The sequence below is a fragment of the Methylorubrum zatmanii genome, from assembly GCF_014845115.1.
Taxonomy (GTDB): domain Bacteria; phylum Pseudomonadota; class Alphaproteobacteria; order Rhizobiales; family Beijerinckiaceae; genus Methylobacterium; species Methylobacterium zatmanii.
Genome location: NZ_NKUI01000054.1, coordinates 1 through 12,713 on the forward strand (window position 1 = coordinate 1; position 12,713 = coordinate 12,713).

Annotated in this window: 9 protein-coding genes and 1 riboswitch; of the genes, 6 read left to right on the forward strand and 3 right to left on the reverse strand. The window is 68.8% G+C overall.

Annotated elements, in window-relative coordinates; genetic code table 11:
* Positions 1 to 152 precede the first annotated feature (152 nt).
* On the reverse strand, positions 153 to 758 hold the full coding sequence (gene recR, locus MZTS_RS07915; protein WP_009865857.1) for a recombination mediator RecR: 606 nt from the start codon (positions 756 to 758) through the stop codon (positions 153 to 155).
* 326 nt (positions 759 to 1,084) lie between these two features.
* On the opposite strand from recR, the gene MZTS_RS07920 reads away from it, so the two are divergent.
* Entirely contained in the window at positions 1,085 to 2,704 is a 1,620-nt protein-coding gene (locus tag MZTS_RS07920) for a phosphoenolpyruvate carboxykinase (protein ID WP_192283074.1), read from the forward strand.
* Between the two features lie 42 nt (positions 2,705 to 2,746).
* On the opposite strand, the gene rlmN is transcribed toward MZTS_RS07920, so the two are convergent.
* Positions 2,747 to 4,024, reverse strand: a complete 1,278-nt coding sequence (rlmN, locus tag MZTS_RS07925) for a dual-specificity RNA methyltransferase RlmN (protein ID WP_009866816.1) — start codon at positions 4,022 to 4,024, stop codon at positions 2,747 to 2,749.
* Positions 4,025 to 4,176: 152 nt separating this feature from the next.
* Positions 4,177 to 4,377, forward strand: a riboswitch (cobalamin riboswitch).
* 222 nt (positions 4,378 to 4,599) lie between these two features.
* Between rlmN and MZTS_RS07930 the strand changes: the two genes are divergently transcribed.
* Complete coding sequence (locus MZTS_RS07930) at positions 4,600 to 6,630, forward strand: TonB-dependent receptor (protein ID WP_343068721.1); 2,031 nt, start codon at positions 4,600 to 4,602, stop codon at positions 6,628 to 6,630.
* 7 nt (positions 6,631 to 6,637) lie between these two features.
* On the opposite strand, the gene aroB is transcribed toward MZTS_RS07930, so the two are convergent.
* The gene (gene aroB / locus MZTS_RS07935; protein ID WP_192283076.1) at positions 6,638 to 8,377 is read right to left on the reverse strand and encodes a 3-dehydroquinate synthase; all 1,740 of its coding nucleotides are present in this window, start codon (positions 8,375 to 8,377) and stop codon (positions 6,638 to 6,640) included.
* 260 nt (positions 8,378 to 8,637) lie between these two features.
* Between aroB and MZTS_RS07940 the strand changes: the two genes are divergently transcribed.
* The 4 genes from MZTS_RS07940 to sucD form a co-directional block, all read left to right on the forward strand.
* Positions 8,638 to 9,369 carry a TetR family transcriptional regulator gene (locus tag MZTS_RS07940; RefSeq protein ID WP_192283078.1) on the forward strand — a complete coding sequence of 244 codons (732 nt, stop codon included), beginning with the start codon at positions 8,638 to 8,640 and terminating at the stop codon, positions 9,367 to 9,369.
* A 349-nt stretch (positions 9,370 to 9,718) separates the two neighbouring features.
* On the forward strand, positions 9,719 to 10,681 hold the full coding sequence (mdh, locus tag MZTS_RS07945) for a malate dehydrogenase (protein ID WP_192283080.1): 963 nt from the start codon (positions 9,719 to 9,721) through the stop codon (positions 10,679 to 10,681).
* Between the two features lie 73 nt (positions 10,682 to 10,754).
* On the forward strand, positions 10,755 to 11,951 hold the full coding sequence (sucC, locus tag MZTS_RS07950) for an ADP-forming succinate--CoA ligase subunit beta (protein ID WP_192283081.1): 1,197 nt from the start codon (positions 10,755 to 10,757) through the stop codon (positions 11,949 to 11,951).
* 8 nt (positions 11,952 to 11,959) lie between these two features.
* A partial coding sequence (gene sucD, locus MZTS_RS07955; protein ID WP_192283082.1) for a succinate--CoA ligase subunit alpha occupies positions 11,960 to 12,713 on the forward strand: 754 nt, incomplete at its 3' end.

Below are 12,713 nucleotides of genomic sequence, written 5' to 3' on the forward strand. Positions count from 1 at the left end.
CGGGCCATCCATAAAGGGGGTCATGGATGGAAGGTGACGCCGCCGAGGAAGGACTGTCCGTCGACGCAGCGTGCTGGTCGCGGGGCCGATCCTGTCATCGCGCGGCTTAAGAACCGGTTAGGCCCCGCCCCGGACGGCGGGCGGTGCTCTCTTCAGAACGCCGTGCGGCTGCGGATCGCCGCCGTCAGCGTGCCCTCGTCGAGATAGTCGAGTTCGCCGCCGACCGGCACGCCATGGGCGAGCCGCGTGATGGTGAGCCCCAGATGCTTGATCGACTCGGTGATGTAATGGGCCGTGGTCTGGCCATCGACGGTGGCGTTGAGCGCCAGGATGATCTCCTTCACCCCCGGCTCGCCTGCCCGCTCCACCAAGCGCGCGATGGTGAGGTGCTCGGGCCGGACCCCGTCGAGGGCCGAGAGCACGCCGCCGAGCACGTGGTAGCGCGCCTTGACCGCGCCCGAGCGTTCCAGCGCCCAGAGGTCGGAGACGTCCTCGACCACGACGAGGGTGGTCGGGTCGCGGCTCTCGTCGCGGCAGATCGTGCACGGGTCGCTGGTATCCACGTTGCCGCAGGAGCGGCACACGACGATGCGCTCGGCCGCGATCCGCATCGCGTCAGCCAAGGGGGCGAGCAGGGTCTCGCGCTTCTTGATGAGCTGGAGCGCGGCCCGGCGGGCGGAGCGGGGCCCGAGGCCCGGCATGCGCCCGAGAAGCTGGATCAGGCGCTCGATCTCGGGGCCGGCAACGGCTTGGGGCATGCGGGGCTTGGCGTCAGCTGCGAGGGGGGAGGGGAAGCGGGCGGCGGGCGCCTGCCCCTCACATAAGCCTTCCGCCGGCATTTTGCCCGTTCAGGAAGGCGGCGGCCGCGCCCTTCCGCGAGAAACCGGCGACCAAATTTAATTTGAACCCATACCAAGGATTAGTTGACGGCCAAGCCCGGCATCGATCCATTGAGCGGACGGAGCGGAGAACCAGCGCGCGGCGGCCCTGAACGACCGCGCGGACGCTCCCGTAAATCGGCTCGGACAAGTCCCGCCATGCGGCGGGCAGCGGCACGATCAGGGGCCGTGAGGGAGGATACCCCGTGAAGACCATCGGCGAATGCAATACAGCCCACGGACCGGAGGCGATCGGCCTGACCGGGCTTGCCGCCATTCACTGGAATCTCGAAGCGCCCCGGCTCTACGAGGAGTCCCTGCGGCGCGGCGAGGCGCAGCTCGCCCGCGGCGGCGCGCTGGTGGCGACCACCGGCAGCCATACCGGCCGCTCCCCCAAGGACAAGTACGTGGTGCGCGACGCGAGCACCGAGAACGAGATCTGGTGGGACAATAACGGCGCGATCACCCCGGACCAGTTTGCGACCCTGCTCGACGATTTCCGCGCCCATGCCCGCGGCAAGGAGCTGTTCGCCCAGGATCTCTACGGCGGCGCCGACCCGGCCCACCGGGTGCGGGCGCGGGTCTATACCGAGCTGGCGTGGCACTCGCTGTTCATCCGCAACCTGCTGATCCGGCCCGAGCGCGACGCGCTGGCCTCCTACGTGCCGGAATTGACGATCATCGACCTGCCGAGCTTCCAGGCCGATCCGGCCCGGCACGGCTGCCGGTCCAAGACCGTGATCGCCATCGATTTCGCGCAGAAGATCGTGCTGATCGGCGGCTCGGCCTATGCCGGCGAGATGAAGAAATCGGTCTTCACCTATCTCAACTACGTGCTGCCGGGGGCCGGCGTGATGCCGATGCATTGCTCGGCCAACGCAGCGCTCGACGAGACCGGTGATTCGGCCCTGTTCTTCGGCCTGTCGGGCACCGGCAAGACGACCCTGTCGAACGATTCGTCGCGAAAGCTGATCGGCGACGACGAGCACGGCTGGAGCCGGGACGGCATCTTCAACTTCGAGGGCGGCTGCTACGCCAAGACCATCCGGCTGTCGCGCAACGCCGAGCCGGAGATCTACGCCACCACCGAGCGCTTCGGCACGGTGATGGAGAACGTCGTGATCGATCCGGTCACCCGCGCCCCGGATTTCGACGACGCCTCGCTCACGGAAAACACCCGCTGCGCCTACCCGCTCGATTTCATCGCCAATGCGAGCGCCACCGGCCGGGCCGGGCATCCGAAGAACATCGTGATGCTGACCTGCGATGCCTTCGGCGTGATGCCGCCGATCGCCAAGCTCACCGGCGCGGAAGCGATGTACCACTTCCTCTCGGGCTACACCGCCAAGGTGGCCGGCACCGAGCGCGGCCTGACCGCGCCGGAGGCGACCTTCTCGACCTGTTTCGGCGCGCCGTTCATGCCGCGCCACCCGAGCGTCTACGGCAACCTGTTGCGCGCGCTGATGGCCGAGCACGGCGTCGATTGCTGGCTGGTCAATACCGGCTGGACCGGGGGCGGGGTCGGCACCGGCCGGCGCATGCCGATCCGCGTCACCCGGCGGCTGCTCACGGCGGCGCTCGACGGCTCGCTGGCGGGCGCCGAGTTCCGCCGCGACCCGTATTTCGGCTTCGCGGTGCCGGTCGAGGTGCCCGGCGTCGAGACGCAGGTGCTCTCGCCGGTCGAGACCTGGACCAACAAGACGGCCTTCGCCGACACCGCCACGCGCTTGGTCGCGATGTTCCGTGAGAACTTCAAACGCTTCGAGAGCCATGTCGACGCCGACGTCCGCGCCGCCGAGCCGGTGGCGTCGCCGATCGCGGCCTGACCGACCGAAGCCTCTCCCCACGCGCGCGGGGAGGGGCCAAAATCAGTCGACCTGATCCGCGTAGATCGCCTCCGCGCCCATGCCCGATTCGAGCATCATCCGGGCGCGGGCGCGCAGTTTCTCGGTCTCGCTCTTGAGCTGGCCGCAGGCCGCCAGGATGTCGCGTCCGCGCGGGGTGCGCACCGGCGAGGCATAGCCGGCATTGAACACGAATTCCGAGAACCGCTCGATCCGCTCCCAATCCGAGCACTCGTATTTCGAGCCGGGCCAGGGATTGAACGGGATCAGGTTGATCTTGGCCGGGATGCCCTTGAGCAGCCGCACCAGGGCGCGGGCATCGGCATCCGAATCGTTCACGCCCTTCAGCATCACGTATTCGAAGGTGATGCGCCGGGCGTTGCTGAGGCCCGGATAGTTCCGGCAGGCCTCGAGCAGCTGCGCGATCGGGTACTTACGGTTGAGCGGCACCAACTCGTCGCGCAGCTCGTCGCGCACCGCATGCAGCGAGATCGCCAGCATGGCGTTGGCTTCCAGCCCCAGCCGCTCGATCTGCGGCACCACGCCGGAGGTCGAGACGGTGATGCGTCGCCGGGACAGGGCGAGGCCCTCCGGGTCCGACATCACCGCGATGGCGTCGATCACCGCGTCGAGATTGTAGAGCGGCTCGCCCATGCCCATGAACACGATGTTGGTGACAAGCCGGCCGGCCTCGCCGCCATCCTTGCCCGGCATCTGGCCGGTGAAGTCGCCGAGCGCGTCGCGGGCGACGACGAGCTGGGAGACGATCTCGGCGGTGGAGAGGTTGCGCACGAGGCGCTGCGTGCCGGTGTGGCAGAACGAGCAGGTCAGCGTGCAACCGACCTGGGACGAAACGCAGAGCGTGCCGCGATCATCGCCGGGGATGTAGACGCACTCGATCTCGGCGCCGCGGTTGTGGTCGTGCGCGCCGGTCGGGGCCATGCGCAGCAGCCACTTGCGGGTACCGTCGCGGGAGACCTGCTCGGTCACCACCTCCGGCCGGTCGAGGGTGAAGTGTTGCGCCAGCTGCGCCTTCAGCCCCTTGCCGACATTGGTCATCTCGGAGAATTCGCGGGCGCCGCGCACGTAGAGCCAGTGCCAGATCTGGCTCGTGCGCATCCGCGCCTCGCGCTCGGGCACGCCGATGCCGATCAGCGCCTGCTTCAACCCCTCGCGGGTCTGCCCGACGAGGGAGGCCTTGCGGCCGGGCAGGATCGAGAGCGCCGTGACCTCGGGCGTCTTCTCGATGGAGGTGAGGGCGCGCGGCGCGCCCGGGGCGGAGTCGAACGACGCCGTCGCCATGGCTCAAGACCTTAGGAAACTGGAACGGCTCTCATATAGGCGCATTCGGGCGAGAACGCGACTGCACCCGTTTCCGGGGGCCTGCGCGAGACACGCGGGGTGAGGCGAGCGATGTCGAACCGGCCATCCGCGTTGACGGGGCACGGTTGAACGGCCAAGATCATCCCGACGGTTCCCGCAAGGGATCAAAAGGGAACGCGGTGAGGACCGTTCGGTCCGATGCCGCGGCTGCCCCCGCAACTGTGAGCGGCGAGCCTTTTCGCCACCGACGTCACTGGGCCACCTCGCCCGGGAAGACGGTGAGAAGGCGACGACCCGCGAGCCAGGAGACCTGCCGTCAGCCGTGGTCACACGCGAGACGCGTCGGGCGGGGTGCACCGACGGATGTCCGAACCGAGCGCGTTTCTTGCGAGCGGGCGGCCTGTCGCGGTGACGTGCCACCGTGTCGCGAGGCCCGTGTTTTCGTGTTCCGCCCTGTCCCGTCCCGCCTGCTGCTCGCCGGCGCCCTCGTCGCGTCGCCCGCCTTCGCCCAGACCCCGCCGAATCCACCGCCCGGCGAAACCCGCCTCGACGAGATCGAGGTCGCGGCCACCCTCGCTTCCGGTCAGACCCTGGCCGGCGGCCCGGCGGCGAGCGCCGGCTTCGTCGGCGGCATCACCGGTATCGGCGGATCGCTGCCGACGGTCGAGGCCGCGAGCGCCGGGATCGTCTCGGGCGCGGCGCTCAACAGCCGCCCGGTGACGCGGCCGGGCGAAGTCCTGGAGGCGGTGCCCGGCCTCATCGTCACCCAGCATTCGGGGGAGGGGAAGGCCAACCAGTTCTTCCTGCGCGGGTTCAACCTCGACCACGGCAGCGACATCGCGCTGTTCGTCGACGGGATGCCGGTCAACATGCGCACCCACGCCCACGGCCAGGGTTATGCCGACATCAACTTCCTGATCCCCGAACTGGTCGGCGCGGTGGCGTTCCACAAGGGGCCGTACTTCGCCCGCGACGGCGACTTCGCCTCCGCCGGATCGGTGCGGATCGACTATCTCGACACCACGGAGACAAACCTCGCCCTGGTCTCGCTCGGCTCGTTCGGTTACCGGCGCGCCCTCTCCATCGCCACGCTGCCCCTCGGCCAGGGCCACCTGCTCGTGGCGGGCGAGGCGCAGGTCTATGACGGGCCCTGGGCGGTGCCCGACGGCATCCGCAAGCTCAACGGCGTCGTCCGCTACAGCCAGGGCAATGCGCTCGACGGGTTCTCCGTCACCGGCATGGCCTATGCCAACCGCTGGACCGCGACGAACCAGATCCCGCAGCGCGCGGTCGCGGAGGGACTCATCGGCCGTTTCGGCAGCCTGAGCCCGACCGATGGTGGCGACACCACGCGCCTGTCGCTTTCCGGCCGCTGGAGCGCCAGCGATGCGGGCGGCCTCACCCGGGCCAACGCCTACGTCATCCGCTACGGAATGAATCTCTGGAACGACTTCACCTACTTCCTCAACGATCCGGTCGACGGCGACCAGTTCCGCCAGCGCGACGCCCGCACGGTGAGCGGCGGCGAGATCGCCCGCGTGTTCAAGGGCGACCTGTTCGGAATCGCGATGGAAAACGAGATCGGCTTCCAGGCCCGCAACGACGACATCCGGGTCGGGCTGTTCAACACGAGCCAGCGCCGCACGATCGGGGTGGTGCGCGACGACCGGGTGCGGGAGGCGAGTGCCGCCCTGTACGTCGAGAACCGGATGCGCTGGACCGAGTGGCTGCGCACCAGCGTCGGCGTGCGGGCCGACGGTTACGACGCGCGGGTCGTCTCGGACAATCCGCTCAATTCCGGCCATGTCCGCGACGGGATCGTCAGCCCGAAGCTCGGGCTGGTGCTCGGCCCCTGGCACGATACCGAAGTCTTCGTGAATTACGGCCAGGGTTTCCACTCGAACGATGCCCGCGGCGCGACCATCACCGTCGATCCCGGCAACCCGCTGTTCCCCCTCGACAGGGTTCCGCTGCTGGTGCGCTCGACCGGCTCGGAAGTCGGCATCCGCAACCGCAGCATCGCCGGCCTGGAGACGACGGTCAGCCTGTTCCAGCTCGATTTCGACTCGGAGAATCTGTTCGTGGGTGACGCCGGCACCACCGAACCGAGCCGGCCGAGCCGCCGCTTCGGCATCGAGTGGACGAACCGCTACGCGGTGACGCCCTGGCTCACCCTCGACGGGGATCTGACGATCACGCATGCCCGCTTCGCCGACCGCGACCCGGCCGGCAGCCGCATCCCGGCCGCTCCCACCGCGATCGCGGCGGCCGGGATCACCTTCGGCGAGCCCCTCGGCTGGTTCGGCTCGCTGCGGCTGCGCTATTTCGGCCCGCGCCCGCTGATCGAGGACAATGCGGTGCGCTCGAAGGTCACCACGCTGGTGAACGGCCGCGTCGGCTACACGTTCGGCAACGGCGTGAGCCTGCAGCTGGAGGCGATCAACCTGTTCAACGTCAAGGCGAGCCAGATCGACTACTTCTACGAGTCGCGGCTGGCGAACGAGCCTGCGGGCGGGTTCTCGGATATCCATTTCCACCCCGTCGAGCCGCTGGCCGTGCGGCTGACGCTGGCGGGGCGGTTCTGACGCCGCTCTATCCCCGCAGTTCCTCCTCCAGGAAGGACCGCACCTCCGCGGCGTCGATCCCCGGCGCGATGAAGCTCTGGCCGATGCCGTGGGCGAGGATGAAGGTGAGCTGGCCGTCGCGCACCTTCTTGTCCTGGGCCATGGCGTCGAGGAGCGCGTCCGGGTCGCCGCAGCCGCCCGGCACTTGGCTGAGCCGGGTCGGCAGGCCGGCGAGCGCGAGGTGGTTGGCCACGCGCCCCGCATCCTGGCCGGGGCACAGGCCCAGCCGGGCCGAGAAGCGGAAGGCGAGGGCCAAGCCGATGGCGACGCCCTCGCCGTGGACGAGGCGGGCGGCGTCGTAGCCGGTCAGGCGCTCCAGGGCGTGGCCGAAGGTGTGGCCGAGATTGAGCAGGGCGCGCTCGCCGTCCTCGCGCTCGTCGCGGGTGACGACCCCGGCCTTGGCGCGGCAGCAGGCGGCCACCGCCTCGTCCCGCTCCGGCCCGCCGGAGAAGATGCCGGCCCAGTTCGCCTCGCACCATTCGAAGAAGTCGGCATCGCCGATCAGGCCGTACTTCGCCACCTCCGCATAGCCCGCCCGCATCTCGCGCTCGGAGAGCGTGTCGAGGGTGGCGGTGTCGGCGAGGACGAGGCGCGGCTGATGGAAGGCGCCGATCAGGTTCTTGCCGAGCGGCGAGTTGATCCCGGTCTTGCCGCCGACCGAGGAATCAACCTGTGCGAGCAATGTCGTCGGCACCTGGACGAAGCGGACACCGCGCCGCAGCGAGGCGGCGGCAAAGCCGGCGAGGTCGCCGACGACGCCGCCGCCGAGGGCGACGACGAGGTCGTTCCGCTCGATCCTCTGGGCCAGCAGCCCGTCGCTGACCCGGGCAAACTCGGCATAGCTCTTCGAGGATTCACCGGGCGGCACGGCGATCAGGCCGCAGCGCAGGCCGGCCGCCTCCAGGCTCTGCCGCACCCGCTCGCCGTAGAGGCCGGCCACGGTCTCGTCAGTGACGATGCCCGCCGCCTTGGCGCCGAGATCCCGCGCCTCCTCCCCCACCGCATCGATCAGGCCGCGGCCGATCCGGATGTCGTAGTCGCGGCCGCCGGAGAGGGGAACGTTTACGCGCAGGGGTTGAGACATCATGGAAGATTTCGAAGGCCGAGGCAGATCCGCGCGGGACGGATTCATGTGGATGTCGAGGGCGTCCATCACCTCCTCCACCACGCGGTCGTGGGAGACGTCGCGGGAGAGCACGGTGACGTCGGCGCCGGCATAGACCGGATGGCGCAGCTCCATCAGGGCACGCATGGTCGCCTCCGGATCCTCAGTGTGGAGGAGGGGGCGGGTGTTGCGCTTGCGCACGCGGCGCATCAGCACGTCGAGGTCGGCCTTGAGCCAGACCGAGATGCCGCCCTCCGCGATGCGCTCCCGCGTCGCCTCCCGCATGAAGGCGCCGCCGCCGGTGGCCAGCACCATCGGCCCCTCGCGCAGGAGCCGGGCGATCACCCGTTCCTCGCCCTCGCGGAAGCTCGCCTCGCCGTAGATCGTGAAGATGTCGGCGATGGTCAGCTTGGCCGCCGCCTCGATCTCGATGTCGGCATCCTTGAACATCAGCCCGAGGCGGCCGGCGAGGCGGCGCCCGACCGTACTCTTGCCCGCCCCCATCAAACCGACGAGCACGATCGACCGGGCTCCCAGGCCACGGCGCAGACGTGCTTCGATCGGTTCACCGGGCGGGGGCGCCGGCGGCTCGGGAACGGTCATCGGGCGGTCATAGACGGTTTTGCGGATGCGGCGAAGCGCCGGGTACAGCCCCCGGACGGAACCCGAAAGCCCCCATCCGCCCCCTTCAACCCGTTCTGCGTGTATTCCGGGCAGGATCCCGGGCGAATACGGGGCAACGGGGGTTGCCAAGCGCCGCGCGGACGGGAAGGCTCGTACGCGAGCGCGTGGGACGGCACCGCTCTCGACCGGGCTCGCTCGGCCGAGTGCCCCCACGCATGTCGTTTCGTGCCAGGAAAACCATGCTGCCGTTCGGATCCGTCTCCCTTCCCATCACCCTGACCGAGAGCGAAAGGGAGGCCAGCGATCCAAGTCTCGATTCGCGCGCCCCGGGGACGCGCCCGCCGCGGCTGAGCGGGCCGGCGGCCCGGGCCCGGCCGACCCCCGTTTCGACGGATGCGCGTCTTCTCGCCATCGCCTCGGAACACCTGACCCGCCTCGGCCCCAAACGGGTGACGGTGGTGGCGGTCGCGGCGGAAGCCGGCATGACCCATGCCAACGTCTACCGCTACTTCCCCTCCAAGGACGCCCTGCTCGATGCGGTGGCCGGGCGCTGGCTGCGCGACCTGGAGACAGAACTCGCCGGCATCGCCGACGCGCCCGACCCCGCCGACGACAAGATCGAGCGCTTCATCAGCGCGCTGGCCACCGCCCAGAGCGAGATGCTCATCCGCGAGCCGAACCTGTTCGCCGTGCATCTCGACGCCACGGTGGCCTCGCGCCCGATCGCCCGGCGTCACCGGGTCCGCCTGCGCAGCCTCGTCGAGCGGGTAGTGGAGGAGGGCATCGGCACCGGGGTCTTCGCCGCCCGCGACCGGGAGCGGGCCATCGCCGTCATCTTCGACGCGAGCTACCGCTTCACCCATCCGGTCGCGATCCAGCACGATGCGGACGTGCCCCGTGACCTGCTGGATGCCCGGCTGAACGCAGTGATTCAGTCGATCCAGCGTTCCCTGCGGACAGGGACCTTCTGAATACCGAATATGACATCGGCATTGCGTTGCGGCGCAGTCAAATTATTCCTTGATGACAGATCAAAATTTCTGTCACAGACCCCTTGCCGGCTGTTATTTTCCACTCCCTGGCGCAGCAACGCGTTGACGAATCTTGCCTTTTTGAGCCGGACGCCACCTCCGACCCGGCCTGCGACCCGGTTCGATCCCCGTCTCCCCTGACCTTGGTCGGGTTGAAGGCCTGTGGCTTTTCCGCCAAACACCGGCCACCCAAACTGCTCGGCGAAGGTTCGGCCGCATCGCATCATCCGCGACATCACCGGCATATTTTCCGAACCGTCACGAATCCCGACCGGAGGCTAGAACATCCATGGCACGCAGCAAGATCGCGCTCATCGGAGCCGGGCAGATCGGCGGCACGCTGGCCCATCTCGTGGGTCTGAAGGAGCTCGGTGACGTGGTGCTGTTCGACATCGTCGACGGCGTGCCGCAGGGCAAGGCGCTCGACATCGCCGAATCCGCCCCGGTCGATGGCTTCAATGCCAAATATGCCGGCGCCAGCGATTACGCGGCAATTGCCGGGGCCGACGTGGTGATCGTCACCGCCGGCGTACCGCGCAAGCCCGGCATGAGCCGCGACGACCTGATCGGCATCAACCTGAAGGTGATGGAAGCCGTCGGCGCCGGCATCAAGGAGCACGCGCCCGACGCCTTCGTGATCTGCATCACCAACCCGCTCGACGCGATGGTGTGGGCGCTGCAGAAGTTTTCCGGCCTGCCCACCAACAAGGTGGTCGGCATGGCCGGCGTGCTCGATTCCGCCCGCTTCCGCCACTTCCTGGCCGAGGAGTTCAACGTCTCGGTCGAGGACGTGACCGCCTTCGTGCTCGGCGGCCACGGCGACGACATGGTGCCGCTGACCCGCTACTCCACCGTGGCCGGCGTGCCGCTGACCGATCTGGTCAAGCTCGGCTGGACCACCCAGGAGAAGCTCGACGCCATGGTCGAGCGCACCCGCAAGGGCGGCGGCGAGATCGTCAACCTCCTGAAGACCGGCTCGGCCTTCTACGCCCCGGCGGCCTCCGCCATCGCCATGGCCGAGAGCTACCTCAAGGACAAGAAGCGGGTCCTGCCCTGCGCCGCCCATCTCTCGGGCGAGTACGGCGTCGACGGCCTCTATGTCGGCGTGCCGGTGGTGATCGGCGAGAACGGTGTCGAGCGCGTGCTCGAAGTGACCTTCGACGACGCCGAGAAGGCGATGTTCGAGAAGTCGGTCAACTCCGTGAAGGGCCTGATCGCCGCCTGCCAGGGCATCAACGACAAGCTCGCGTAACGCTACCGCAGGCTGATCGCGGGCGGCCAGGGCTGCCCGCGGCCCTCTTCCTTGCCCGTCCGACGAGGTCTCGATGAACATCCACGAATATCAAGCCAAGGCGGTTCTGCGCGAGTTCGGCCTGCCGGTGTCCCGCGGCGTGGCGATCTTCAAGCCGGACGAGGCGGCGGCGGCGGCCGACGAACTCGGCGGCCCGGTCTGGGTGGTGAAGTCGCAGATCCATGCGGGCGGGCGCGGCAAGGGCACCTTCAAGGGCGCGCCCGAGGGCGCCAAGGGCGGTGTGCGCGTCACCAAGTCCAAGGACGAGGTGGTGCAGTTCGCCCAGGAGATGCTCGGCGCCACGCTGGTGACGGTGCAGACCGGCGAGGCCGGCAAGCAGGTCAACCGCCTCTATATCGAGGAAGGCGCGGCCATCGCCTCCGAATTCTACCTGTCGATGCTGGTCGACCGCGAGACCGGACGGGTCGCCTTCGTGGTCTCGACCGAGGGCGGCATGGATATCGAGCAGGTCGCCCACGATACCCCTGAGAAGATCGTCACCTTCTCGGTCGATCCGGCCACCGGCATCATGCCCCATCACGGCCGCGCGGTCGCCAAGGCGCTGGGCCTGACCGGCCCCCAGGCCAAGGAAGCCGGCGCGCTGACGGAGAAGCTCTACGCGGCCTTCACGGCCAAGGACATGAGCATGCTGGAGATCAACCCGCTGGTGCTCACCGGCGACGGTCATCTCAAGTGCCTGGACGCCAAGATCTCGTTCGACTCCAACGCCCTCTACCGCCACCCGGACATCGTCGCCCTGCGTGACGAGACCGAGGAGGACGCCAAGGAGATCGAGGCCTCGAAATACGACCTCGCCTATATCGCGCTCGACGGCACCATCGGCTGCATGGTCAACGGCGCCGGGCTCGCCATGGCCACCCTCGACATCATCAAGCTCTACGGCGAGGAGCCGGCGAACTTCCTCGATGTCGGCGGCGGCGCCTCCGAGGAGAAGGTGACGGCGGCGTTCAAGATCATCACCGCCGACCCGCAGGTGAAGGGCATCCTCGTCAACATCTTCGGCGGGATCATGAAGTGCGACGTCATCGCCCGCGGCGTGCTCGCGGCGGTGAAGGCCGTTGGCCTCGAAGTGCCGCTGGTGGTGCGTCTCGAAGGCACCAATGTCGAGGAGGGCAAGGAGATCATCCGCACCTCCGGCCTCAACGTGATCCCCGCGGACGACCTCGACGACGCCGCGCAGAAGATCGTCGCCGCGGTGAAGAAGGGCTGAGCTGACCGATGTCCATCCTGATCGACGCATCCACAAAAGTCATCTGCCAGGGCTTCACCGGCAAGAACGGCACCTTCCATTCCGAGCAGGCCATCGCCTACGGCACCAAGATGGTCGGCGGCACTTCGCCGGGTAAGGGCGGCTCGACCCATCTCGGCCTGCCGGTGTTCGACACCGTGGCCGAGGCCCGCGAGGCGACCGGCGCCGACGCGTCCGTCGTCTACGTGCCGCCGCCCGGCGCGGCGGATGCGATCTGCGAGGCGATCCAGGCCGAGATCCCGCTGATCGTCTGCATCACGGAGGGCATCCCGGTGCTCGACATGGTGCGGGTCAAGCGGGCGCTGGAAGGCTCGAAGTCGCGCCTGGTCGGGCCGAACTGCCCCGGCGTCGTCACGGCGGGCGAGTCCAAGATCGGCATCATGCCGGCCAACATCTTCAAGCCGGGCTCGGTCGGCATCGTCTCGCGCTCCGGCACGCTGACCTACGAGGCGGTGTTCCAGACCACGGTCGAGGGCCTGGGCCAGACCACGGCGGTCGGCATCGGCGGCGATCCGGTGAAGGGCACCGAGTTCATCTCCATGCTCGAACTGTTCCTGGCCGACGAGAAGACCCAGTCGATCGTGATGATCGGCGAGATCGGCGGCTCGGCCGAGGAAGAGGCGGCGCAGTTCCTGGCCGACGAGGCCAAGCGCGGCCGCAAGAAGCCGATGGTCGGCTTCATCGCCGGCCGCACGGCGCCTCCGGGCCGCCGCATGGGCCATG